The sequence below is a fragment of the Aeromonas sp. FDAARGOS 1417 genome (assembly GCF_019046985.1).
Taxonomy (GTDB): domain Bacteria; phylum Pseudomonadota; class Gammaproteobacteria; order Enterobacterales; family Aeromonadaceae; genus Aeromonas; species Aeromonas veronii.
Genome location: NZ_CP077221.1, coordinates 2613724 through 2637818, shown reverse-complemented (window position 1 = coordinate 2637818; position 24095 = coordinate 2613724). Strand labels below are relative to the sequence as shown.

Annotated in this window: 30 protein-coding genes; 12 read left to right on the top strand and 18 right to left on the bottom strand. The window is 59.7% G+C overall.

Annotated features, from left to right (window positions below):
- Positions 1-41 precede the first annotated feature (41 nt).
- Positions 42-1568, bottom strand: coding sequence for a cyclic nucleotide-binding domain-containing protein (locus I6L47_RS12025; RefSeq protein ID WP_182963124.1), 1527 nt, complete (start codon positions 1566-1568; stop codon positions 42-44).
- A 145-nt stretch (positions 1569-1713) separates the two neighbouring features.
- Here I6L47_RS12025 and I6L47_RS12020 point away from each other — a divergent pair, with 145 nt between their 5' ends.
- On the top strand, positions 1714-2097 hold the full coding sequence (locus tag I6L47_RS12020) for a hypothetical protein (RefSeq protein WP_041236100.1): 384 nt from the start codon (positions 1714-1716) through the stop codon (positions 2095-2097).
- Between the two features lie 12 nt (positions 2098-2109).
- Here I6L47_RS12020 and I6L47_RS12015 read toward each other — a convergent pair whose 3' ends face one another.
- Together I6L47_RS12015 and yjgA are read right to left on the bottom strand one after the other, a co-directional pair.
- Complete coding sequence (locus I6L47_RS12015; protein WP_216947478.1) at positions 2110-2892, bottom strand: gamma-glutamyl-gamma-aminobutyrate hydrolase family protein; 783 nt, start codon at positions 2890-2892, stop codon at positions 2110-2112.
- 396 nt (positions 2893-3288) lie between these two features.
- Positions 3289-3813, bottom strand: coding sequence for a ribosome biogenesis factor YjgA (gene yjgA / locus I6L47_RS12010; protein ID WP_005336359.1), 525 nt, complete (start codon positions 3811-3813; stop codon positions 3289-3291).
- 113 nt (positions 3814-3926) lie between these two features.
- Between yjgA and pmbA the strand changes: the two genes are divergently transcribed.
- Positions 3927-5270, top strand: coding sequence for a metalloprotease PmbA (pmbA, locus tag I6L47_RS12005; RefSeq protein ID WP_100652491.1), 1344 nt, complete (start codon positions 3927-3929; stop codon positions 5268-5270).
- Positions 5271-5357: 87 nt separating this feature from the next.
- Here the strand turns inward: pmbA and murA are convergent, their stop codons facing one another.
- From murA to mlaF, 7 genes are read right to left on the bottom strand one after another with little or no spacing between them, the layout of a single operon-like run.
- Positions 5358-6614 carry a UDP-N-acetylglucosamine 1-carboxyvinyltransferase gene (gene murA / locus I6L47_RS12000; protein WP_005336355.1) on the bottom strand — a complete coding sequence of 419 codons (1257 nt, stop codon included), beginning with the start codon at positions 6612-6614 and terminating at the stop codon, positions 5358-5360.
- A gap of 18 nt (positions 6615-6632) precedes the next feature.
- Positions 6633-6890: a BolA family iron metabolism protein IbaG gene (gene ibaG, locus I6L47_RS11995; protein WP_005306001.1), complete on the bottom strand. Its 258-nt coding sequence runs from the start codon at positions 6888-6890 to the stop codon at positions 6633-6635.
- Complete coding sequence (locus tag I6L47_RS11990; RefSeq protein ID WP_005336352.1) at positions 6890-7162, bottom strand: lipid asymmetry maintenance protein MlaB; 273 nt, start codon at positions 7160-7162, stop codon at positions 6890-6892. Before I6L47_RS11990 ends, ibaG begins: the two co-directional genes overlap by 1 nt.
- Complete coding sequence (locus I6L47_RS11985) at positions 7159-7791, bottom strand: phospholipid-binding protein MlaC (RefSeq protein WP_005336350.1); 633 nt, start codon at positions 7789-7791, stop codon at positions 7159-7161. Before I6L47_RS11985 ends, I6L47_RS11990 begins: the two co-directional genes overlap by 4 nt.
- A 2-nt stretch (positions 7792-7793) precedes the next feature.
- Positions 7794-8291, bottom strand: a complete 498-nt coding sequence (gene mlaD, locus I6L47_RS11980; RefSeq protein ID WP_005336348.1) for an outer membrane lipid asymmetry maintenance protein MlaD — start codon at positions 8289-8291, stop codon at positions 7794-7796.
- Between the two features lie 7 nt (positions 8292-8298).
- Complete coding sequence (mlaE, locus tag I6L47_RS11975) at positions 8299-9078, bottom strand: lipid asymmetry maintenance ABC transporter permease subunit MlaE (protein ID WP_005336345.1); 780 nt, start codon at positions 9076-9078, stop codon at positions 8299-8301.
- Positions 9078-9878 (bottom strand): phospholipid ABC transporter ATP-binding protein MlaF, encoded by an 801-nt coding sequence (mlaF, locus tag I6L47_RS11970; protein WP_005336343.1) that lies wholly within the window; start codon positions 9876-9878, stop codon positions 9078-9080. Before mlaF ends, mlaE begins: the two co-directional genes overlap by 1 nt.
- A 207-nt stretch (positions 9879-10085) precedes the next feature.
- On the opposite strand from mlaF, the gene I6L47_RS11965 reads away from it, so the two are divergent.
- The 10 genes from I6L47_RS11965 (at position 10086) to npr (ending at position 16902) form a co-directional block, all read left to right on the top strand.
- Positions 10086-11081 carry a KpsF/GutQ family sugar-phosphate isomerase gene (locus I6L47_RS11965; RefSeq protein WP_058057518.1) on the top strand — a complete coding sequence of 332 codons (996 nt, stop codon included), beginning with the start codon at positions 10086-10088 and terminating at the stop codon, positions 11079-11081.
- Positions 11081-11635, top strand: a complete 555-nt coding sequence (gene kdsC, locus I6L47_RS11960) for a 3-deoxy-manno-octulosonate-8-phosphatase KdsC (protein WP_101530526.1) — start codon at positions 11081-11083, stop codon at positions 11633-11635. Before I6L47_RS11965 ends, kdsC begins: the two co-directional genes overlap by 1 nt.
- Positions 11632-12192 carry an LPS export ABC transporter periplasmic protein LptC gene (gene lptC, locus I6L47_RS11955; RefSeq protein WP_005336338.1) on the top strand — a complete coding sequence of 187 codons (561 nt, stop codon included), beginning with the start codon at positions 11632-11634 and terminating at the stop codon, positions 12190-12192. The genes kdsC and lptC overlap by 4 nt, the downstream gene beginning before the upstream one ends.
- Positions 12179-12706 (top strand): lipopolysaccharide transport periplasmic protein LptA, encoded by a 528-nt coding sequence (lptA, locus tag I6L47_RS11950; protein WP_040068817.1) that lies wholly within the window; start codon positions 12179-12181, stop codon positions 12704-12706. Before lptC ends, lptA begins: the two co-directional genes overlap by 14 nt.
- A 3-nt stretch (positions 12707-12709) precedes the next feature.
- Positions 12710-13435 carry an LPS export ABC transporter ATP-binding protein gene (lptB, locus tag I6L47_RS11945; protein WP_005336333.1) on the top strand — a complete coding sequence of 242 codons (726 nt, stop codon included), beginning with the start codon at positions 12710-12712 and terminating at the stop codon, positions 13433-13435.
- A 65-nt stretch (positions 13436-13500) separates the two neighbouring features.
- A complete protein-coding gene (locus tag I6L47_RS11940) occupies positions 13501-14940 on the top strand; it encodes an RNA polymerase factor sigma-54 (protein WP_005336331.1) in 1440 nt (479 codons plus the stop codon).
- A 20-nt stretch (positions 14941-14960) separates the two neighbouring features.
- A complete protein-coding gene (gene hpf, locus I6L47_RS11935) occupies positions 14961-15248 on the top strand; it encodes a ribosome hibernation promoting factor (RefSeq protein ID WP_005336323.1) in 288 nt (95 codons plus the stop codon).
- A 2-nt stretch (positions 15249-15250) separates the two neighbouring features.
- Positions 15251-15697, top strand: coding sequence for a PTS IIA-like nitrogen regulatory protein PtsN (gene ptsN, locus I6L47_RS11930; RefSeq protein ID WP_005336322.1), 447 nt, complete (start codon positions 15251-15253; stop codon positions 15695-15697).
- A 45-nt stretch (positions 15698-15742) separates the two neighbouring features.
- Positions 15743-16609, top strand: a complete 867-nt coding sequence (gene rapZ, locus I6L47_RS11925) for an RNase adapter RapZ (RefSeq protein ID WP_064339242.1) — start codon at positions 15743-15745, stop codon at positions 16607-16609.
- 20 nt (positions 16610-16629) lie between these two features.
- Positions 16630-16902, top strand: coding sequence for a PTS phosphocarrier protein NPr (gene npr / locus I6L47_RS11920; RefSeq protein WP_005336318.1), 273 nt, complete (start codon positions 16630-16632; stop codon positions 16900-16902).
- A 17-nt stretch (positions 16903-16919) separates the two neighbouring features.
- Here npr and I6L47_RS11915 read toward each other — a convergent pair whose 3' ends face one another.
- The 8 genes from I6L47_RS11915 to I6L47_RS11880 all read right to left on the bottom strand — a co-directional run bounded on the left by I6L47_RS11915 (position 16920) and on the right by I6L47_RS11880 (position 24092).
- Complete coding sequence (locus I6L47_RS11915) at positions 16920-18824, bottom strand: transcription antiterminator (protein ID WP_021231840.1); 1905 nt, start codon at positions 18822-18824, stop codon at positions 16920-16922.
- A 107-nt stretch (positions 18825-18931) separates the two neighbouring features.
- Positions 18932-19672, bottom strand: coding sequence for a KDGP aldolase family protein (locus I6L47_RS11910; RefSeq protein WP_216947477.1), 741 nt, complete (start codon positions 19670-19672; stop codon positions 18932-18934).
- A complete protein-coding gene (locus I6L47_RS11905) occupies positions 19672-20787 on the bottom strand; it encodes a DgaE family pyridoxal phosphate-dependent ammonia lyase (RefSeq protein WP_216947476.1) in 1116 nt (371 codons plus the stop codon). The genes I6L47_RS11910 and I6L47_RS11905 overlap by 1 nt, the downstream gene beginning before the upstream one ends.
- Positions 20771-21910, bottom strand: a complete 1140-nt coding sequence (locus tag I6L47_RS11900; RefSeq protein ID WP_042079671.1) for an amidohydrolase/deacetylase family metallohydrolase — start codon at positions 21908-21910, stop codon at positions 20771-20773. Before I6L47_RS11900 ends, I6L47_RS11905 begins: the two co-directional genes overlap by 17 nt.
- 42 nt (positions 21911-21952) lie before the next feature.
- Positions 21953-22603, bottom strand: a complete 651-nt coding sequence (locus I6L47_RS11895) for a DUF4310 family protein (protein ID WP_005355144.1) — start codon at positions 22601-22603, stop codon at positions 21953-21955.
- Between the two features lie 11 nt (positions 22604-22614).
- Positions 22615-23391 (bottom strand): DUF4311 domain-containing protein, encoded by a 777-nt coding sequence (locus I6L47_RS11890; protein ID WP_005355143.1) that lies wholly within the window; start codon positions 23389-23391, stop codon positions 22615-22617.
- A 39-nt stretch (positions 23392-23430) separates the two neighbouring features.
- Entirely contained in the window at positions 23431-23727 is a 297-nt protein-coding gene (locus I6L47_RS11885; protein WP_216947475.1) for a DUF4312 family protein, read from the bottom strand.
- Positions 23727-24092, bottom strand: coding sequence for an SFCGS family glycine-rich protein (locus tag I6L47_RS11880; protein ID WP_005355141.1), 366 nt, complete (start codon positions 24090-24092; stop codon positions 23727-23729). Before I6L47_RS11880 ends, I6L47_RS11885 begins: the two co-directional genes overlap by 1 nt.
- Positions 24093-24095: the final 3 nt, after the last annotated feature.

The window sequence follows — 24095 nt, the reverse complement described above, 5'->3', positions numbered from 1 at the left end:
GCGGTTCTCTCTTCACGTCCTCAATATCGTGCCATGCTACGTCATCTTCCACCGAACAACTTCATCAGTTTATCAAGGAGATCAAGCTGTTGTGGTGGCTGTTTCATGGCTTCCGCCTCCCGCTCCAGCAGCGCCCGCTGCTCCTGCTGGCGGTCGCTCAGCACCCGGTAGAGGGGCTCGACCAGCGACTCGCGCTGCATCACCAACTCCTGAAACATTGCCTGATTGATGCGATAGGTTTCGACGGTGGCCACCGCCCGCACCGTGAAGGAGCTGGGCTCGCCGGTGAGCAGGCTCAGTTCGCCAAAAAAGTCTCCCGCGTTGAGCGTACCGAGTTTCAGCTCTCGCCCTTCGACATTGACCACCATCTCGGCCTCCCCTTTGACCAGCACGAACAGCCAGCTGGAGACATCCCCCTGCTCCAGCATGATGTCGCCGCTGACGAAGGGGGCGAACTTCACCTGATCGGCCAGCTGGAGCAGCTCGTTCTCCTGCAACATGGCAAACAGCGGCAGCTTGCGCAGGGTATCGGTTCGTTCGGCGGTGTGGCGCTTGTGGCGAGCATCCAGATGCTGCTTCTCCTTGGCCATAAAGACGTTGAAGATCGGCGGGGTGAGGCGGCGATCGTTGCGGCGCAGGGCTGCATCGATCAGGCTGCGCACCATGGAGTCGGTCGGATCGTCGCGAGCCAGGTCAGTGAGCCAGTAGCGCACCGCATAGCGGGCGATGCCCCCCTCGACATTCATCAGCAGGCAGTCCGGTTGCGGATGCTTGGCGACACAGGGGAGCTTGGTCTCCCGCAGGGATTTCTCGATCAGCGCGATGATCTGGGTCGGCAGGGTATCCAGGGTCAGATCGAACCAGACCCAGCGCCGCCACTGCAAGGGTTCGCCACGGCGGCGCCCGAGCACGGTGAAGCGCTGTTTGAGCAGGTGGCTGTTGGGGATGACGACTGTCTCCCAGTTGCGGGTTTCGATGGTGGTGGCACGCCAGTTGATCTCCACCACCCGGCCCTGGGTGGCGTCGACTTGCAGCCAGTCACCGATGGCGATGGAGTTGTCGAGCTGAATGGAGACCCCGGCCAGCAGGTTGCCAAGGGTGTCCTGCATGGCGAAGGCGATGACCGCGGTGATGACCGCCGAGGTGGTGACTATCTCCCCGAGCGCCATGCCGGAGGCGTAGAGGCGAAACAGACCCCAGCCGATATAGCCGATGGTGATGACGATATCGGCGATGATCCGCGGGATCCGCACATGGCAGAGGGGGAGCAGAAACTCGAACAGCAGGATCCCCCATATCTTGACCAGTATCAGGCCAGCCAGCAGGGTGGAGATCTCGATCAGCAATTGATGGGGCAGCGGCAGTTTGAACCAGCCCCCTTCCAGCTGGATCAGCAGGATCACCACCGCGCTTATCATCACGAAACTGAGCTCGGAGAGCAGCTCCCGTCGCTGTCCCGGACGGCGCCAGAAGTGGATCAGCATCAGGGAGAGGGTGAGCAGGGTCCAGAACGGGTGTTCGCCAATCCAGATCAGCGTCGGTAGCGCGGTGAGGTTTTCGCCAGCCATAGCAGCACCTTATTGTGGTTTTATTTCCAGCATAGCTGCTACGGCGCGGGGAAATGGTGCGTTGGGGCGGCAATTTATTTATCCTGTGCAGAACCGGGCAAAGGAGTGCGATTGAGTGAAATTTTCAAAGAAAATCATCTGTTTGATGGCCCTGTTGCCATTGGTTGGCTGCGACCTGCTGGCCGAGAAGTATCGGGTCGAATTCCGGGATGGCTCCTGGCGTGAAATAGCCATTACCCCCTTCTCCAGCGAGGCGCGCTGGCGTGAGGGGTGTGCCACCGGCGAGGTGCTGAGCGACATGAAGGTGCCCATCAAGCGGGGTGACACGGTCAATGGCCGCGAGCAGTTGCTGATTGGCGGCGAGAAGTTCGAGCTGGATGACAACAACCTCTACCGCAGCAACGGTATGGTGTTTGGCCATTCGCCTGACCATATCCAGCGCGGGCTCAAGGGGATGGATATCTGCCGCACCTTGCGCCCCGAGCGGGGCGGACTGCCCAAGCTCAAGGCGCGCGGGTTTGGCGACTGAATCGATGAAGGGTTAACTCGCTGCCATCAATGCACTGCGTTGGCGGCAGGCATCGCCAAAGGCTTGAAAGATCTTGATGGAGTGGGGGTTTTCATTGGCCTTCCACTCCGGATGCCACTGCACTGCCAGCAAAAAGGGTGACAGTGCGGGAGCATGAAGTGCCTCGATCAGCCCATCTTCGGCGTGGGCCAACGGCTCCAGACCCTTCCCCAACCGGTTGATGCCCTGTCCATGCAGGGAGTTGACCGGAATCTGTTCTTCCTCCATCAGTTCGGCAAACCAGCTGCCGGGAAGCAGTTTGATCTGATGGCTCAGCCCATACTGCTCGTCGACCGGATCGTTGACATCCTCCCGGTGATCGTCATAACCCGGCTCGTTATAGACCTTCTGATGGATGTCTCCCCCCAGCGCCACGTTGATCTCCTGCATTCCGCGGCAGATCCCGAGGATCGGCAAGCCACGGGCGAGCGCCCCCTTGATGAGGGGCAGATCGAACAGGTCGCGATCCCTGTCCTGCTGTTTCTCCGGGGTGAGGTTCTCCTGTCCGTAAAGCGCCGGATCGATGTTGGAGCCGGCGCCGCTCAGATAGATGCCGTCAGCTAGATCCAGATACTGCTCCAGATCGGCGGTGCCACAGCAGGTGGGCACCAGCAGCGGGACACAGCCACTGATCTCGACCAGCGGCATGATGTATTTGTGGGTCATCACCTGATAGGCGTGGCCGTTGCGGGGCTGGGCGCCCATGGTCATCAGCACGACAGGTTTACGGGTGGCGGGAGGCTGGGGATTTGGCATAGGGCACCTTGATTATCCTTGGCGTTGAAGTCTCATCCTGCGCCTTGGGCAGGCCCTTGCAAACCGGCAGGGCAAGGGCATGCCTCAAGGCATGGTCATGGGATCCCGCGTCGGGCCGGGTGACAGAATCGTTGGTCAGCCTGGGCAGCGACGGCATGGATCCTCTCTTCAGTCTGCCAAGGCCGTTCAATATGTCAAACAAAATGATGCCGGATTGTTAACAGCTTTGCTTTGGACTGCTCGGAAATGGCGATTTAACGGGGCTGTTGAGATGAGCCGTTATTGTTGGGGTAGCGAAGTGGTGGATATATTAAACGTGCAGGGATGGCGGGGGATGTGGAGAGGAAAAGGCATCAATAGAAGCACGCCTCCGTAAGGGGAGGCGTGCTTCGGGGATCACAGCAGGTCTTCGATCTCGCCGCGCAGATACTGGTACATCTCGCGGTAGGCGACCGGCGGCTTGTTCAGCTCCCGCTCCTTGTTGGCGGAGCGGATCAGCTGGCGCAGCTTCTGGCGATCCAGCTCGTGGAACTGGGACATCAGCTCGTTGAGGGCGCTGTCACCTTCGGTGATCAGGCGCTCGCGCCACTGCTCCAGGCGATGCAGGCGTGCATTCACGGTGGAGTGACGGTTCTTGATGATAGAGAGCGCTTCGGCAATCGGCTCGATATCGCGGCTGCGCATCAGGCGGCCGATGAACTGCAGATGGCGACGGAAGGACTCATCCTTCTTCGGCTTGAGTTTGCGACCCAGCTCGACAGCTTCTGCAAGCTCTTCATCCAACGGGATTTTTTCCAGCTCGCTGTGGCTGAGGGAGACGATCTCTTCCCCCATTTTCTGCAATGCTTCGGCATCGCGCTTGAGCTGGCTCTTGCTGGGGCCCCAGTCTTCGAACTCGTTGTCGTCTTGATATTGACTCATCGGTCTCTTGATTCCTGTCATTCACGTTTGGCGGATATGTTACCAGCTTCTCCCGCTGGGCGCAGGGGTCTGATATGCTTACCCCCTTTCCTTCTTTCATACAGATGTGAGTTATGGATCAGCAAGACCAAATCCGCCAGGATCAAGCCCATCTCGAGGCCGTGGTTGCCGAAGCCCTGGAGATAGCCAAAGGACTGGGCGCCTCGCTGGCCGAAGTCTCCATCAGCAAGCAGACCGGGTTGTCGGTGAACACCCGGGGTTGTGAACTAGAAAGCATTGAATTCAATAAGGATGGCGCCCTCGGTATCGCCGTCTATCGCGATGGTTGCAAGGGATCTTCCTCGACCACCGATCTGAGCAAACCCGCCATTCGTGCCGCCGTTGAAGCGGCCATCGAGATTGCCCGCCACACCTCGGCCGATGATTGCGCCGGTCTGGCGGACGCCGAGCTGCTGGCCTGGGATGCCCCCGATCTACAACTGTGCCACCAAATCGAACTGGATCCCCAGCGCGGCATCGAGCTGGCCATCGAGTGCGAGCGGCTGGCGCTTGGTCGCGATGCCCGTATCAAGCACTCCGACGGCGCCGGTTTCTCCAGCCATCTTGGCATCAAGGTCTATGGCAACAGCCACGGCTTCGTCAAAGGCTACGCGGCGTCGCGCAACTCTCTGAGCTGCGTGCTGATCGGCGAGCAGGATGGCGACATGCAGCGTGATTACGGCTACTCCTCCAGCCGTACCCTCGACGGGCTCTGGAGCCCGCAGCGCATTGCCGACGAAGCCGTTGAGCGTACCGTCTCCCGCCTCGGCGCCCGCAAGATCTCTACCCGTCATGCGCCGGTGCTGTTCCACCCAGACACTGCCTCCGGTCTGTGGGGCCATCTGGTGATGGCCATCAGCGGCGGCAACCTCTATCGCAAGTCGAGCTTCCTGCTCGACAAATTGGGCAAGCAGATCCTGCCCGAGTGGCTCACCATTCAAGAGTTCCCCCACCTGCTGGGCGGGCTTGCCAGTACCCCGTTCGATGGCGAAGGGGTGCGTACCCGTGACATGGATATCATCCGTAACGGCGAGCTGATGAGCTGGCTGCTTACCTCCTATTCTGCGCGCAAGCTGGGGCTGACCACCACGGGGCACGCCGGTGGCATCCACAACTGGCAGGTCTCCAGTACCGGCCAGGATTTTCAGGGCATGCTCAAAGAGATGGGCACAGGTCTGCTGGTGACCGAGCTGATGGGGCAGGGTGTCAATATCGTCAATGGTGACTACTCCCGCGGCGCTGCCGGTTTCTGGGTCGAGAATGGCGAGATAGCCTATCCGGTCGAGGAGATCACCATCGCCGGCAATCTGGCCGAGATGTTCAGCCATATCGTGGCGGTAGGTCGTGACGAGGATGAGCGCTCCAGTCTCAAGACCGGCTCGGTGCTGGTAGAGAATATGAAGCTGGCGGGTCACTGATCCCGGTTTCAACAGAACCGAAACCATGAAAAAGGCCCCCTCGCCAACGCGAGGGGGCCTTTTTATCGGCCTGCGATCAGGGGGCTATCAGCCCTTGATGCGCTCGATGCGGCCACCCAGACCCTGCAGCTTCTGCTCGATATCTTCGTAGCCACGGTCGATGTGATAGATACGGTCGACGATGGTGGAGCCTTCGGCCACGAAGCCGGCCAGTACCAGACTGGCGGAGGCGCGCAGATCGGTCGCCATCACCTGGGCACCCTTGAGTTGCTCGGTGTCACGGCAGATGGCCACATTGCCCTGCAGTTCGATGTCTGCACCCATCCGTACCAGTTCGGGAACGTGCATGAAGCGGTTCTCGAAGATGGTCTCGGTGACCATGCCGGTGCCTTTGGCGACGGCGTTCAGCACAGTGAACTGTGCCTGCATGTCGGTCGGGAAGGCCGGGTAGGGGGCAGTCTTGATGGTGACCGGCTTGAGGGTGCGGCCAGTCATGTCGAGGGTGATCCAGTCTTCACCCTTCTCAATCAGGGCGCCAGCCTCTTCCAGCTTGACCAGTACCGCTTCCAGCAGGGTCGGGTCTGTCTTGCGGCAGGTGATCTTGCCGCCGGTGACCGCTGCGCCCACCAGGAAGGTACCGGTTTCGATGCGGTCAGGCTGCACGCTGTAGTTGCCGCCGTGCAGACGCTCGACACCGTCGATGGTCAGGGTATCGGTGCCCGCACCCTGAATCTTGGCTCCCAGGGTATTGAGGAAGTTGGCCAGATCGACCACTTCCGGCTCGCGTGCGGCGTTTTCGATCACGGTGCGGCCATCAGCCAGGGTGGCGGCCATCATCAGGTTTTCGGTACCGGTCACGGAGACCATGTCCATCAGGATGTGGGCGCCTTTCAGGCGACCATCGACACGGGCCTTGATGTAACCATCTTCGATGGTGATCTTGGCACCCATCAGCTCCAGGCCGTGGACGTGCAGGTTGACCGGACGGGCACCGATAGCGCAACCGCCTGGCAGGGAGACGTCAGCCGCGCCGAAACGGGCGGCCAGCGGACCCAGCGCCAGAATGGAGGCGCGCATGGTCTTCACCAGCTCGTAGGGAGCGACGTGGTTGTTCACCGCACCGGTCAGCACTGTGACGTTGCCGTTGACCTTGGTGGTCGCGCCCAGCATCTCCAGCAGCTTGATGGTGGTGCCCACATCTTTCAGGCGCGGCACGTTGGAGAGGTGAACCTCTTCATCACAGAGCAGGGTTGCGAACAGGATCGGCAGCGCGGCGTTTTTGGCGCCGGAGATGGTCACTTCGCCGTTGAGAGTACAACGACCATCGATTTTGAATTTGTCCATTTTTACTTCGTTACCAAATCAGGAGGGCAATAGGAATTTACGTTCGCGTTTCCACTCGGCGTCGGTGAACGCCTTGATGGAGAGGGCGTGAATGGCGTTGCTGGCGATCTTGTCCATCAGCGGGGCATAGATGGCCTGCTGCTTCTTGACCCGGCTCATGCCGTCAAACATGTCACCGACGGCGATCACTTGGTAGTGACTACCGTCCCCTTTGACATGGACTTCGGACAATGGGAGAGCCTCAAGGAGTATCGCTTCAATTTCAGAGACTTGCATTATGCGTCCTCAGTTGTGAGCGGGGTTGACTGAAACAGCCCTGCCACCCCGTAGAGGTTGGCCAGGGTATAGAAATCACTGGAGGCGCCCACCAGTTGCGGTGTGGCGCCTCGCGCTAATACGGCTTTGGCCCATTTGACCAGCAGGGCCAGTCCGGCAGAGTCGAGGGTGGTGACGCCGCCGAGCTCGAGCTGGTCGTCCTGCCACCATTCGGCGCGGCGTTGCCACAGGTCATTGACCTGTGGCGCCTGCAGCTCACCGCTGAGGGTCATGGTTTGAGTACCAGCGGCTTGGCGTTGTGTTCGCGCAACTGGGCGATCACCGCATCGATGCCGTTCTGGCGGATCAAACCGCCCAGCTCGCTCTGCTTGGCGGAGAGCAGGCTGATCCCCTCTGCCACCATGTCAAAGGCTTTCCACTCGCCGGTCTTGTTGTTCTTGCGCAGCTTGAACTCGAGGAAGATGTCCGGCTTGCCGGCCTCTTTCACGCTGACGTTGACGGCGGTGATATTGCCGCTGGGGGCTTTGCCCGGCTCGACCTTGACGGTCTGCTTGTCAAAATGGGCCAGCGCATCGGCGTAGGAGCTCACCATGTACTCGGTGAACACCTCGACGAAGGCATTGCGCTGCGCTTCGGTAGTCTCTTTAATCTGGTTGCCAAGCACCTTGTAGGCGGCGAAGCGGTTGTCCACATAGGGCAGCAGCTCTTCGCGGATGATCACCCGCAGGTGATCCGGATTGCTTTTCACCTGGGCCTGATCGGCCTTCAGGCGGGCAAAGGTCTGCTTGGCAGCCTGATCCACCAGCGCGTTGGGGTCGGTGGCATCGACTGCGGCCTGGGCAGACAGGGAAAAGAGCATGCTGGTCATCAGGCCCAGCAGCAGGGCGATTTTCTTGAACATGATTACTCCTTCTTGCTGTCTGATTTGCTGTCGGAGGATTGGCTGTAGAGGAACTTGCCAATCAGATCTTCCAGCACGATGGCGGATTTGGTGTCTTCAATCAGGTCGCCATCCTTGAGCATCTCGGTGCCCATCTCCTCATCGCTGAAGCCGGGGGCCAGACCGATGTACTGCTCGCCGAGCAGACCGGAGGTGAGGATGGAGAGGGAACTGGTATCGGCGAACTCGCCAGCGCTCTTTTGCATCATCAGGGTCACTTCGGGCACCTGGGTTTTCGGGTCCAGTACGATGTCGCTGACCCGACCGACCACCACGCCGCCGACCTTGACCGGCGAACGGACTTTCAGGCCGCCGATATTATCGAAATGCGCGCGCAGGGTATAGGTTTCTCCTTCCGGTTTGAAGCTCAAACCGGCCACTTGCAGGGCCAGTGCCAGAATGGCACCGATGCCAGCCAGCATGAAGGTGCCGACCAGGAATTCTACTTTGCTGAACTTCATCTTTACCTTATCCAAACATGACTGCAGTGAGTATAAAATCCAGGCCGAGCACGGCGAGGGATGAGTGGACCACGGTACGGGTCGTGGCCTGACTGATCCCGGCCGAGGTCGGCTTGGCATCATAGCCGTTAAAGAGCGCAATCCAGGTGACCACCAGGGCGAAAATCAGGCTCTTGATGGCGCCCTGCATGATGTCTTCATGCCAGTCGACGGAGGCCTGCATGGCAGACCAGAAGCCCCCTTCGTCCACGCCGAGCCAGTCCACACCGACCAGCTTGCCGCCGAAGATACCGATCAGGCTGAACATAAAGGCCAGCAGCGGCATGCTGATGACGCCAGCCCAGAAGCGGGGGGCAACCACCCGGCGCAGTGGGTCGACCGCCATCATCTCGAGGCTTGAAAGCTGCTCGGTAGCCTTCATCAGGCCGATTTCAGCGGTCAGGGCCGAACCGGCACGGCCGGCAAACAGCAGCGCCGTGACCACAGGACCCAGCTCCCGCAGCAGGGAGAGGGAGACCAGCGGCCCCAGGCTCTGCTCGGCGCCGAAATCCTTCAATACGTTGTAACCCTGCAGCGAGAGCACCATGCCGATGAACAGGCCGGAGACCAGAATGATGGCCACCGACTGTACGCCCACCACATACAACTGCTGGACAAGCAGCGGGAAGTGCTTGCGCGGTTCGGGTTTGCCTGCCAGCGCATGGAACAACATGATGGTGGCGCGACCGACGGAGCTGATAAACCGCACTCCGACCCGCCCCAGCTTGCTTATTTGACTTATCAACATCAGAGATCCTGTAGCAGATCGCCTGCCGGAAAATGAAACGGAACAGGACCATCGGGCAATCCTTTGAGGAACTGCTCGACTTCGGGATTGTGCTCCTCGCGCAGCTGGTCCGGCGTGCCGTGCGCCACCACCTTGCGATTGGCAATGATGTAGGCGTAATCGGCGATGCTCAGCACCTCTTTCACATCGTGAGTGACGATGACGGAGGTGATACCGAGGGCATCGTTCAGCTCCTTGATCAGTTTGACCAGCACCGCCATGGTGATGGGGTCCTGCCCGACAAACGGCTCGTCATACATGATGAGGTCGGGGTCAAGGGCGATGGCCCGAGCCAGCGCTGCCCGGCGCGCCATGCCGCCGGAGAGCTCGGAGGGCATCAGTTTCGCTGCGCCGCGCAAGCCCACCGCCTGCAGTTTCATCATGACGATGGTGTGGATCAGCTCCTCCGGCAGGCCGGAGTGTTCCCGTAGCGGGAAGGCCACGTTGTCGTAGACCGTCATGCCGGTAAACAGGGCGCCGCTCTGGAACAGCATGCTCATCCGTTTGCGCACTTCATAGAGGCGCGAACGGGAGAGGGTGGGTATATCTTCCCCGTCAAACAGAATGTGACCGGACTCCGGCTTGAGCTGGCCACCGATCAGCCGCAGCAGGGTGGTTTTACCGATGCCGCTCGGGCCCATGACGGCGGTGACCTTGCCACGAGGAATGGTCAGGTTGATCCCGTCATACAACAGCCGATCTCCGTGACTGAAGGTCAGGTCGGAGATGGTGATCAGGTCATTGTTCAAACAATTGTCCATCCGGTGTAAATGAGGTGCGAATTTTATGGGGTAGTCTAGGTCTAAGCAACAGCAAGGAACAACTATTGAACAGGCTGCAAGCCCATTTGCACGACAGTTTTCTGTAACAAAGTGCGTCATTGAGAGCGGGACTTGCCATCCGATTCGCTTATCCGGGCAGACTTTTTTATAATCCCGCAGCTAATTTCGGCCCGGAGCTGTGTCTTTATGTCTGTAAAGCCTGAGAAAGTGTCTGAACTGTTCGATTTTCGTCGCAGTGCCCGCGCGGTGCTGGACACAGAAAAGCAAGCCATTGATGGACTCTATCAGTATCTGAATGACGCCTTCGACAAGGCGTGCGAAATGGTGCTGCGCTGCGGTGGCAAGATAGTGGTCACCGGCATGGGCAAATCGGGCCATATCGGCAGCAAGATCGCCGCCACCCTCGCCAGCACCGGCACACCGGCCTTCTTCCTTCATCCGGGAGAAGCGAGTCACGGCGATCTGGGGATGATCTCCAGCGGCGATCTTATCATCGCCATCTCCAACTCCGGCGAGAGTGACGAAATCCTGGCCCTGCTGCCGGTACTCAAGCGCCGCGGCATTCCGCTCATCTGCATGACTGGCAATCCCGCCTCCACCATGGCCAAAGAGGCCAACGTGCATCTGTGCATCAAGGTGGAGAAAGAGGCTTGCCCGCTGGGTCTGGCACCCACTTCCAGCACCACGGCAACCTTAGTCATGGGCGATGCCCTGGCGGTCGCCCTGCTGGAAGCGCGCGGTTTTACCGCCGATGACTTCGCCCTCTCTCACCCTGGCGGTTCCCTTGGCAAGCGTCTGTTGCTGCGGGTTGGCGACCTGATGCACAGTGGCGAGCTGTTGCCCCGGGTGGGGATAGATGCCACCATCAGCCAGGCGCTGCTGGAAGTGAGCCGCAAGGGGCTCGGTATGACGGCTGTGGTTGATGGCAATGGCCTGCTGGCCGGGCTCTTTACCGATGGCGACCTGCGCCGCATTCTTGACCAGCAGATCGATATCCATCACACCCCCATCAGCCGTGTGATGACGGCCAACTGTGTTACCGTAGGTCCAGAGATGATGGCTGCGGAAGCCGTCAAGCTGATGGAAACGAGAAAAATCAACGGATTACTGGTCGTGGATGAAGAGAAACGCCCGCTCGGCGCCTTCAATATGCACGACCTGCTGAAAGCCGGAGTAATTTGATGCAAAACGTACCGACCCTCTATGGTCCGGTGACGCGCAGCCAGTTTGAGAAGGCGGCGCAAATCCGCCTGCTGGTGTGCGATGTGGACGGGGTGCTCTCCAACGGCCTCATCTACATGGGAAACAACGGCGAAGAGCTGAAAACCTTCTGCACCCGCGATGGCGCGGGCATGCGAGCGCTGCTCAATGCCGGGATCGAGATCGCCATCATCACCGGGCGCAACTCCCGTATCGTTAGCGATCGGATGAAAAGCCTGGGGGTGGCTCATGTGGTGCAGGGGGCTGATAAAAAGCTGCCTCACTTCGAAGCGCTGCTGGCCAAGCTGGGGCTGACTGCTGAACAGGCCGCCTATATGGGCGATGACACCATCGATCTGCCGGTGATGGCCGCTTGCGGCCTGGGTATCGCGGTGGCCGATGCCCATCCGCTGGTGCTGAGTCGTGCCGATATGGTGACCCGGCTTGGCGGTGGCATGGGCGCGGTGCGCGAGGTGTGTGACCTCATTTTGCAGGCGCAGGGCCACGACGATTATCAGCCCGAGGCCTCGGTATGAGCAGACAGACCCTGTTGTTTGCCCTGCTGTTTCTGGTCGCACTGGTTGCCTGGCAGTTGGGCAAGGTTGAGCTGGTGCCTGAGAGCGCCGTCAAAATCGAAAACTATCAGCCGGATTTTGTCGCCAAAGATCTGGTGACCACCCGTTTTGATATCAACGGCAAGCGCACCGAGCGGCTGGAGTCGACCTACGCCGAGTATTATCAAATCCTCGAGCAGGCCACCTTCGACAAGCCGGTGGTCTACATGTATGACGATCAGGGTGCCGCCGAGTGGAAGGTGACCGCCGAAACCGGCGTGCTCAACACCGGCGACAACGTCATCCTGCGGGACAAGGTGCATCTGGATGGTCTGCTGCCTACCTCTTTCATCTCCACACTGGATACCCCCTATCTGGAGCTGGATCTGGTGACACAGGATGTGCGCAGCAACCGGGAAGTGAACATTCTGGGTCGGGATTTCCAGACCCAAGGGGTTGGCCTCAAGGGCCATCTGGACCGCAAATATTTTGAGTTACTGGATCAAGGCCATGCCATCTATTTCAATGAAAAACGCTAATCTGGCCCTCGCAGCCCTGTTGTTGTGTGGTGCGGTGACCGCCAAAGAGTCCGACTTTGCCGAGAAGGTCTACGTCGATGCCGTCAAACAGGTGGCCGAGATGCAGGACAACCGCATCACCTTCGAAGAGGATGTGACCATCAATCAGGGCACCATCCGGATCAAAGCTGACAAGGTGGTAGTGACCCGTTCCGGCGAGAAAGGGGCCGAGGTGATGACTGCCTACGGCAAGCCCGCTACCTTCTTCCAGATCCTGGATAACGGCAAGCCGGTCAATGCCCACGGCAACACTATCCGCTACGAGCTGAAGAACCGGCTGGTGACCATCACCGGCAACGGTCAGCTCAAGCAGGAAGATAGCCAGGTCAATGGCGATCTGATCCGCTACGACATCGTCAAACAGAAGATGATTGCCGAGAGCAAGAGCCCGAGCCAGCGGGTCAAAACCGTGTTCCTGCCTGATCAGGTAGAGAATTTCGACAAGCCCGCCGACCAGAAGAAGCAGGGAAAATAAGCCATGGCAGTGTTGAAAGCAGTGGGTCTGCAGAAGAGCTACAAGCGCCGCATGGTGGTGAGTGACGTCAGCCTTGAAGTGGGCACCGGCCAGATTGTCGGCCTGCTCGGCCCCAACGGGGCGGGCAAGACCACCTCCTTCTACATGATCGTGGGGCTGGTACAGCGCGATGCCGGTCTCATCACCATCGACGATCAGGACATCAGCCTGCAGCCCATGCATGTGCGGGCGCGTAACGGCATCGGTTACCTGCCGCAGGAGGCCTCCATCTTCCGTCGCCTGTCGGTGTTCGACAACCTGATGGGAGTGATGCAGACCCGCAAGGGGTTGAGTCGCGAGGAGCGTGAGGACAAGGTTCAGCAACTGCTGGAAGAGTTCAACATCACCCACATTCGCGACAACCTGGGTCAGAGCCTCTCCGGCGGTGAGCGCCGTCGGGTCGAAATTGCCCGTGCGCTGGCGGCCGAGCCGCGGTTTATTCTGCTGGATGAACCCTTTGCAGGGGTTGACCCGATTTCTGTGATAGACATCAAGAAGATCATTCAGCATCTGAAAGATAGGGGCCTTGGCGTCTTGATTACCGACCACAACGTCAGAGAGACTCTGGACGTATGTGAGAAGGCCTATATCGTCAGCCACGGCAAGATGATTGCCGAAGGTGCACCGGCTGACATCCTTGCCGATGAGCAGGTCAAGCGCGTCTATTTGGGCGATCAATTCAGTCTATAGTAAGGGGGCATGCCTTCATTTCCTTTGACGAGTGCCTCGCTGAACATAAGGATATCCCGACGTAGATGAAGCCGACATTACAGTTGCGTCTCGGTCAGTCCCTGACCATGACGCCGCAATTACAACAAGCGATTCGTCTGCTCCAGCTCTCCACTCTGGAACTTCAGCAGGAAATTCAGCAAGCGCTCGAAAACAACCCTCTGCTGGAGCAGGAAGAGAGCGAGGCGCAAGAGACCAGTCCGGAAGCGCCGGTCGATGCCAGCCAGCTGGATTCCAGCGATGCCATGGCCCAGGAGCAGATGCCGGACGAGTTGCCGGTGGATACCACCTGGGACGAGGTTTACTCTGCCGGCACCGCCCAGAGCGCGGGCCCCATCCACGATGGGGAAGATAGCGTCTATCAGGGAGAGACCACCGAAAACCTGCAGGATTATCTGCTGTGGCAGATGCGGCTCACACCGTTTAGCGATGTGGATGCCGCCATCGCGCTCGCCATCATCGATGCCATCGACGAATCCGGTTATCTGACCGTTGCGCTGGAGGATATCCAGGCTGCCGTCACCAGCGATGATGTAGAGGTGGAACTCGATGAGGTCGAGGCGGTACTCAAGCGGGTGCAGCACTTCGATCCGGTCGGCATTGCTGCCCGTTCTGTGCAGGAGTGTTTGCTGATCCAGCTGGATCAGTATGACCCGCAGACCCCCTGGCTCAACGAGGCCAAAGAGGTGATCCTCGAGCACATGGAGCTGCTCGGCAACCGGGATTACCGCACCCTCGCCCGCAAGACAAAACTCAAAGAGAGCGACCTCAAGGAGGTGCTGGATCTGATCCAGCTGCTGGAGCCGCGTCCCGGTAACGGCATCATCCAGAGCGACTCCCAGTACGTGATCCCCGACGTCTCCGTGGTCAAGAAGGGCAGCAAGTGGGTGGTCGAGCTCAATCCCGACTCCGCCCCCCGCATCCGGGTCAACGAGACCTATGCCGCCATGGCCCGCAACGCCCGCAGCAGCACCGACACCCAGTTTATCCGCTCCCATTTGCAGGAAGCCAAGTGGTTCATCAAGAGCCTGGAAAGTCGCAATGACACCCTGCTGAAAGTGGCCAGTTGCATTGTCGAGCAGCAACAGGGCTTTTTCGAGTATGGTGAAGAGGCGATGAAGCCGATGGTGCTCAATGACATCGCCGAAGCGGTAGAGATGCATGAGTCGACCATATCCCGGGTGACGACCCAGAAGTACATGCATACCCCCCGTGGTATCTTCGAATTGAAGTTTTTTTTCTCCAGCCATGTGAACACCGAAGGAGGAGGAGAGTGCTCATCGACCGCAATTCGCGCGCTCATCAAGAAGCTGGTCACGGCAGAGAATCCTGCCAAGCCGTTAAGTGATAGCAAGATCGCGGATTTGCTGGCCGAACAGGGTATTATGGTGGCGAGACGCACGATCGCTAAGTATCGCGAATCCTTGTTTATCCCACCTTCCAATCAGCGCAAACGCCTGGTTTAGGCAAACAAAAGGATGATGTTATGCAAATTAACCTGACCGGACACCATGTCGAGATCACCGAAGCTCTGCGTGATTATGTGAATAACAAATTTGCCAAACTCGAGCGTCACTTCGACCACATCAACAATGTTCATGTGGTGCTTAGCGTGGAAAAACTGAACCAGATAGCGGAAGCCAAATTGCACGTCAGCGGTGGCGAAGTGTTTGCCAACTCTGAACATGCCGATATGTATGCTGCGATAGACACCTTGCTCGACAAGCTGGACAGGCAGATCATCAAGCACAAAGATAAGTTAAATAAAAAATAACCATGCAACTTGAACACATACTGAGTCGGGACTGCACCAAGAGTGCAGTCCCTTGTACCAGCAAGAAACGCGCCCTCGAAATCATCAGCGAGCTGGCCGCCGAACGCCTTGGCACCTCCCGCCAGGCGCTGTTTGAATGTTTGCTGGCCCGCGAAAAAATGGGTAGTACCGGGATCGGTGCCGGTATTGCGATCCCCCACGGTCGCATTGACGATGAGTTCCCGCCAACCGCGATCCTGATGACCTTTGCCGACCCTATTCCTTTCGACTCCATCGACAATCAACCGGTTGACCTGCTGTTTGCCTTGCTGGTGCCGGAAAGCGAGTGCAAGCAGCATCTCAAGACCCTTTCTCTGATGGCTTCCAAGCTGGGTGACAAGGCGGTTTGCCGCCAGTTGCGTCAGGCAACCAGCGACGAAGAGCTCTATCAGATCATGACCTCGGCCTGACAGCAGGCCAAGGATGAGACACCCGTATTGGCGTGAGGGAACAAGATGCAGTTAATCGTGGTAAGTGGACGTTCGGGCTCCGGTAAAACGGTAGCCCTGCGAGTGCTGGAAGATCTGGGTTACTACTGTGTGGACAACCTGCCGGTCAATCTGCTGCCCCAGCTGATTGTGTCGGTGGAGAGCCAGTATGACAAACTGGCGGTCAGTATTGATGTGCGCAACCTGCCGAGCGATCCGGAGAAACTGGAAAATCTGCTGGCACAGGTGCGCAATGAGGGGCGGGTAGAGTTCTCCAGCTTTTTCTTCGATGCCGACAACGGCACCCTGCTCAAGCGCTATGGCGAGAGCCGCCGCCTGCACCCCCTCTCACGCAACAAGCTGTCGCTGGATGAGGCGATTCGGGAGGAGACCCACCTGCTGGCGCCCATCTCCTCGACCGCTGACCTGCGTATCGACACCACCACCCTCAGCATTCACGACCTGAGCGAGCTCATCAAAACCCGGGTGCTTGGGAAGAAAGAGAACGAGCTGGTGCTGGTGTTCGAGTCGTTCGGCTTCAAGTACGGCATTCCCAAGGATGCCGACTTCGTGTTCGATGCCCGCTTCCTGCCTAACCCGCACTGGATCCCCGAGCTCAAGCCGTTTACCGGCAAGGATGAGCCGGTCGCCAACTACCTCTCGGCGCAGGCTGACGTGATGCTGTTTACCCAGCAGATCGAAAACATGCTGGCGACCTGGTTGCCCCATCTGGAGCGCAACAATCGCAGCTACCTCACGGTCGGCATCGGTTGCACCGGCGGTCAGCACCGCTCGGTCTTTATTGCAGAGCGGCTGGCCAGTGCATTCCGTTTGCTTGGCAAGAACGTGCAGATCCGCCACCGCACTCTCGACAAGAGTGCCTCCCAATCCTGACGGACCAATAGGACGACCCGATGACTGTTTCCGCCTCTGTTGAAGTGAAAAACAAGCTGGGTATTCATGCCAGACCAGCCATGATGCTGTTCGAGCTGGTGCAGGGTTTCGATGCCCACGTGCTGCTGCGCAATGAAGATGGTGTGGAGGCCGATGCTGACAGCATCATCGGCCTGCTGATGCTGGATTCCGCGCAAGGGCGGCAGGTGGAAGTACAGGTTGAGGGCCCCGAAGAGGTCGAGGCCCTGGCCGCCGTGGTGGAGCTGTTCACCTCCGGCTTTAACGAGGAGTAGTCACTCCTCGTTTTATGTTATGAACCGGTGCGCGCCAGCGCTTTGAAGCTGGCAAAATCCCGACAAGCCAGCAGATTCCTGCTGGCTTTTTCGTTCATCAGTGCCAGAAACAGGTCGTAGAGACCCATCGCCTCCTCGTAATCGGCCTTGCTGATGGCCAGCACGAAGATGAGCGTCGCGATTTCACCATTCCCCCAGTCAATCCCCTGCGGTGCCAGCACGGTGTAAACCAGAGTACGGCGCGCCAGCAGACCGAGGGAGTGGGGCAGGGCGATCCCTTCTCCCAACATGGTGGAGACGATCCGCTCCCGCTCCTGCAGTGAGGCTCTGAAGCCGCTTTCCACCAGGTCTTCCGCCTCCAGCTGATCACAGATACGGGTAAACAGTTCGGCCTGGGTAAGGGGCTCTTTGACCACCATGAAGTGGTCGGCATCGAAATATTTGTCGAGCATGTAGGGGCGGGTGCGGTCGATCAGCACCAGCTTGCCAAGCTGCTCCAGCTGGTATTGGGTCGGGAAGGGGGCAACGAGTACCACGGGGGCGTTTTTTTCGTTCACCTTGACGGTACTGATGACAAAGTCCTGCGCGATCTGCGCCAGTCCTTCGTAATCTCGCACCGACTCCAGCGTGGTCAGCTGCAACTGGGGATACTCCCGCTTGATGCGTGCTTCCAGCACCCGGAAGGTGGCGTTGCCCGCATCGCAAAGCAATAGCGCCTGCGGGCGGCGGGTATAGCCGATATCGTAATGGCGCTCCAGCCCGACCCCGATATGGATCACCAGATAGCCGATCTCGTGGTGGGTCAGTCGGTAGGGGGTCTGCTTGATCCACTCCGAAATGGCCGCCAGCGTGATGTCGTAGGCGAGGGGGTAGTACTGCTTGATGTGATCGGCCAGCGGGTTGTGGTTGCCAATCTGGTATTTAACCCGTAGCAGCATGGCGCTGATATGGGTTTGCAGGTCGGCCCGCAGCTGTTGGTCGCCTCGCAGGTCGTAAGGGTAGTGTTGATGAATGTAGGTCAGCAGATGCTCCACCAGCTGTTCGCTCTCGGCGGCCATCGCCGGGCTGAGCTGGGGAGTATCGGCAATCAGGCGCGCCTGGATCTGGATGGCGAGACCGGCGATCTCGTCCTCTACGGGGGGCGTCAGGGTTGGCAATACCGCATATATATCGCGAGATACTGCCAGCAGCGGCAGAGTCAGATCCTCGCTGGCGAAGTGGCGCAACTCGTGACCGGATGCCTGACGCAGCAGGGCAACGGCGCAGTAGATGGCGAGCTGCTGCAAGCTCTCGTCAGCGAGACGCAGCTGATGTCGGGCAAGCTGGGCATGGATGTGATTGCCCACTACCTCCATCGTCTTGCTAGGGCAGAGGTTGGGCAGCAAGGTTTGCAACTGGTTGTTGTGCAGCAACTCCTGATAGAGCAGCTGGGTCAGACAGGCCCGGATCGCCGTCTCCTCCCCCTGAATGCGCATCCCCAGGCGGGGTTTGCTCTCGACGCTGAGCCTGAAGTGGCTGAGTTGCTCACGGACTTCCGCCATATCCCCCTGCAGTGCCGCCCGGCTCAGATACCATGTATCAGCCAGCTCATCGAGCTTGATCCCCTGCTCTGCCGTCAATAGCAGGATCTGCAGGTGCAGCACCCGCTCGCGGCTGGTGCGTGGCAGGCCGCTATCCTGACCCTGGGCGGCCAGCAGAGCCTCGAACAGTCCCTGATTGTAGATTTTCAGCTGGTAGCCGCTGCCACGCTGGTGGATCAGGTGAGCGCCGTGCGTGGCAATCAGTTCGTTGAGGGTCGCCACATCGGTGCGCACCGTGCGGGTGGAGACATTGAGGCGGCGAGCCAGCTCCTCCTGTGGCAGTGGTTCGGCGTGGAGCTGGATCAGCAGTTGATGGAGCCTGGGGTGTGGCAGCTTGATCATAGGGGGTATGCAAGACTCCTGTTGCGAGATAAAGGGTCGATGTTAACAAGTGGGTCATCAACAAGCCAGGCACCGGTCAGTGATTGAACCGGCGCCCGTGACTGCCATCAGGCCAACAGTCGTTTCACTATGGCCAGCAGAGTCCGCACATCCTCGGGGCGAGTGTGCCCGCTCGCGCTGTCGATGATGGAACTGTAGACGTGCGGGATCACCTTCTCGACTCCGGCGTCCAGCGCAATCCGCACTATCTCCTCGAAGTTCTCCAGATCGATGCCACCGGTGGGCTCCAGCCAGAAGTTGTTGCGGGCACAAGCCTCGGCTACTGCCTGATACTCGTCGCGGCAGGCCAGCCCGCCCATGGGGAAGAACTTGACCGAGCTGCCGCCCATGTCCTTGAGCAAGGCAATGGCGGTATCGATGGGCACGATGCCATCCGACTGCCCGGCGCTGAGTGGACCGGTGGAGATCTTCACCATGCCCGGCATGCCGGTAGGGGAGATCAACCCATTCACCAGCGTTTGTGATTGGCCGAGCAGCGCCCGGCTGGCGCCGACACCGGTGAACACCTGATTGACGTGCTGGGGCTGCAGTTGGCAGGCCAGTTCGGCCACCATGGCGGATTGACGCGGATCACCGGCCCCCAGACCGATGGAGAGGGCGTTATCGATAAGCTTGGCGTACTCCTTCATATCGGCAACTGCGGAGGGAATATCCGGGTAGTTTTTGGAGAGCACTCCGACCAGCACGTGACCTTCGGCTGCGTCGTACACCTCGACGGCATTCTCCTTGGATCCAGCCAGCACGTTGAGACAGACCCGATCACGGTAGTAGTTGGGGGTAAGGGACATCAGCGATTCTCCTGAACGAGGTTGGCAATGGCGGTGTGGATTTGGTCGAGCTGGGGCACGGTGACGCTGCGCACATCGATCTCGATGTGCCCCTCGTTGGCCTTGTAGCCGCGGCAGTAGATGGCAGGCGTGCCCTGTTGCAGACGGGTGACGACCTGCACTGTGGTCATGCCGATCTGCTGGTGGTCAAAAGCGATATCGGTGCGGGCAATGTCGCGTCCTGCGCTGTCCCATACCACCTTGGCGGTGACGCCGGGCAGCTGGTTGAGGCGCTCGATGAAGGGGGTCATCTTGGCGACCATGGCGGCGCCGCTCTCTTTCTCTTTGGCCAGATAGCGCTCGATAGCGTGGGTCAGGCCGAGGATCCCCTCCTTGCCCACCTTCATGGCGCGACCGATGCCGTTGGCTTGCTGCTTGACCCACTCCACGTACTGACGCTTGCCGAGCACCAGCCCGCTGGTGGGCCCTTCAATGGCCTTGGCACCGCTGTAGATGACCAGATCCGCCCCCAGGTTGTAGTAGAGGCGCAGATCCTCTTCGGCAGCCGCATCGACGATGAGCGGGAGCCCGTGGGTCTTGGCGACCTCGGCGGCCTCGGCCACCGACAGAATGCTCTTCTGCACGCAGTGGTGGGACTTGATATAGAGGATCGCAGCGGTGTTGGCATTGATGGCGGCTGCCAGCTGGGAAGGGGAGCACTCGTTGGCGTAACCGGCTTCCACTACTTTGCCGCCACCCAGATTGACCATGGTACCGACCGGGGCGCCGAAGTTGACGTTATGCCCCTTGGGCAGCACGATTTCACTCGGCACCTCATGGTGATGGGCATGCAGGTGCTCGAGGCGGTAGGGATCGCCGCGTACTATCATGGCGGCGACTGACTGGGCGATGCCGGCGCTGGCGCAGGAGACCACCACCGCATCTTCCACATTCAGCAAACCAGCCAGATAGGCGCCGGTCTTGTTGACCAGATCCTTGACCTCGAAGTAGTGGCCCAGGCCAAAATTGACCGCATCGACCACCTCCTGCTCGGGGGTGGAGACGCCGAGTATGGTCATGCGCCCGGAGGCGTTGATCACCGGTTTGAGCTGATATTTCTCATAAACAGAAGGCATGGTGTGATTTCCCATAGTGAGTCAGAACCAGTTCGCCACCGACCAGGGCGGCGAGAGGCTGCAGTTGTTGGTCACCGCTGCGGGACTGAGCTTCGGTATCCATAAACAGGGTCGGGCCGCTGGCGACCTCGAACAGGGTCAGATCGGCATCGGCTCCCACCTCTAGCCGCCCCTTGCCGGAAAGGCGCAGGGCATCAGCGGCCTGATGGGTGACGCAGGCGAGCACCTGTTCCAGCGTCATGCCGATGGCGAGAAACTTCGACATCACGTGAGCCAGACTGTAGACCGGCCCCTTGATGCGGTTCTTGCAGTAGATGTCGGAGCTGATGGTGCGGGGCAGGATCCCCTGTCGGATAGCCAGCTCCGCCACCTCGAAGCTGAAGCTGGCGCCGCCGTGGCCGATGTCGAGCAAGAGCCCCCGTTTCATCGCCTCGCGCACCGCGACCCGCAGCTCGCCAGCCGGAGTCAGGATGCGGTTGGGTTTGCCGTTGAAGCAGTGGGTCAGCAGATCGCCATCCCCCAGCAGAGCGACTATCTCGTCCAGATCCGGCGGCGTGTTACCCACGTGCACCATCAGCGGCAGCTGGCCGTGGGCCTGTTGCAGCGCCTTGGCCATGCGCAGCGGTTGTAGGCCGTTTTCCCCCACCACGCTGCCGCTCATCCGCGCCTTGATGCCGACGATAAAGTCGGGGTGGCGGCGAATGGCCGCCGAGGCGAGATCCATATCGAGGTCCCGGCTATCCGCCAGCTCGTTCTGGCGCAGCAGACCGATGCGGGAGATATTGAGCAGGGCATGCACCCGGGTCTTGCAGCCCGCAGCGATCTGCTGGAAGTCATCCACATCGTCGGCTCCGGTGCTGCCAGCGTCGATGACGGTGGTGACGCCGGACTCTACGCCTACCTTGTCCGGTTCATCGTGATAGATGGGGGAGGCGGGGTAGCAGTGGGTGTGGCCGTCGATCCAGCCTGCGCTCACATGCACCCGGCCGCCGAGCTCCAGGATCTGCCGCGCCGTTGCCATCTCCGGCAGGGAGCCGATGGCGGCGATTTTGCCCTCCTTGATGGCAACATCGACGAGCTGGCCATCTCCCTGGCGCCCGGCTCTGATGATCATGTCGTACATGCTGATAACCTCTGGCGAGCTGCCCCGCAGGGCGGCTGGTACTTACACAAGGGCGACCGGGAAGAAGGTACCCAGCAACATGGCTCCCAGAATGGCACCGCCGGTGATGGGTTTGCCCCACACGTAGAACAGCAGGGCACCCAGCAGGGAACCGATACCGATGGGGATGGAGGCACCCATGGCGGAGAGGATGATGAGGGGGCCGAGGAAGCGGCCAGAGCTGTTGCCAGCCCCCATCATCACGTCAGCACCGTAAGTGGAGTTGCTCTGGTTGATGGTGAACTTGCGCGCCAGAATGATGACGTAGCCGATGGCCAGACCAATCCCCATGCCGGTTGCCAGCGAGGCGCCGAAGTTCTCCACCGGATAGACGATGCCAGCCCCCAGCAGCAGGGCTGGCACTCCGAGGCCGACCCCGGTCTGGATGGCGCCGCCGATATCCAGGATCCCCACCAGGGATCCCTCGATGATGCGGGCGAACAGGAAGCTGGCACCGAACGCCGCTACCGCGCCGTAGGCACCCGTGTCCATTCCGGCTTTCAGCATGGCGACGAAGGCTACCTCGTTGAAGGCACCAACCCCGTACAGATAGAACATGTGGGTACCGGCAAAGACCCCGGCCGAGAGCAGGCCGACGAAGATGGGGAATGACCAGTCGGCATACCAGAAGTTGTTTTTCAGTTTCTCATCCATGGTGTGACCCCTTATTTGCCGCTCAGCAGGTTATGGACACTTTCCAGCCACAGGGGGACACCCATATGGAAGGACTCAATCAGTTTCATGTCAAAGCCGCGGAAGAAGCCGCTCAGCACGAACAGCAGGACGATGGCTGCCATCATCACCTTGGTGACGTGGTTCCAGCCGCTCTCTTCCACGCCCTTGCCGATCAGGATGCCGAGCACCAGACCCGGTACCGCGTTGCCCATGATGAGTTGGGCCAGACCGCCGAAGATGGTGGCCCAGAAACCGGATTTCTTGCCCGCTTCGATGGCGGCCAGCCAGAAGATCACCGGCATGACTGTATTGACCAGCAGGTTGGCAGCCGGTACCAGCACCTTGACCGCAGTGACCTGCAGGGCGGCCGGGACGGCAGCAGCCGTGCTGTTAAGGAAGGCAACCACGATGGCACCTATGATGCCGCCGGCGATGGCCATCTTTTTCGGGTCGTGCAGAGTGGTGGCGAGATCCCGATTTTTGAACAGCAGTGCCGCCGTGGCCCAGTGCGGGATGATGCGGTGATCCACATCCTGGGTGAAGGCGCCTGCCGCCACGGTCGAGGCCCAGGCGTTGAAGAAGAAGCCCAGACCAAACGAGAAATGGGAAGCGGGATCCCCCTCGCAGGAGTTAAGTTCGCCCAGGGTGCGGAAGGCACCCATGCCCTGTACGGTCGGGGCGTGGAACATCCGCGCCGCGCCGGCCCCCACCCCGACGCCAACCAGGCCGCCAATGATGAGTGACTTGATAAAAATGATTAGAAACATCCAACGTATCCTTCTTGTGGGGTTGTGCCTGCGCAGGCATCACACCTGGGTGAATGTCACTTTGGCGACATCCAGACTGGTGACCTGAACCTTGATCTCCAGCTGGACGCGGTATTCGCGGCGCTGGCGCGGCAGGAAGAAGAACAGGAACTTCTCCACCCGGACCAACTCCTCGGCTTTGAGCACCTGTACATCGACCGGCTCAATACGCAGCAGTACCTGCTGGGTGTCCTTGAGCAGTGTGGGTTGCACCTGGCTGAGGGCGGAGGCAAACGCCTGCTGGCGGGTCGTCCCCTTGCCGTTGACGATGACCTGGGTGGTGAAGTTCTCTTTCATCAGGCGCGTCCGTGCTTCTTGGCGAAGGCTTCGACCAGCTTCTGGCCCAGCTCTTCCTTGTCCATGAAACCGAAGCCCAGCACCACGCACCCTTCGTTGATGGCGGTGACGCCCTCTTCAACAGAGCGCATGCCGTAGCGGCACTTGTAGCCGTATTTGGTCTGGGCGGTGATCGCCCCTGCGCCGCCGCTGCCGCAGAAGGAGATGCCGAGATCCGCCTGCTCTTTGTTCATCACGTCGCCGAGCTTCATGTCAGCGGCCATGCCTGGGATGATGGTCACGTTGGCTCCGGCTGCTTCCGCGCCTGCGCCCACTTTCTGACCCTTGCCGAGACGGTCTCCAATCACGAGTTTGATGGCTGTCATATC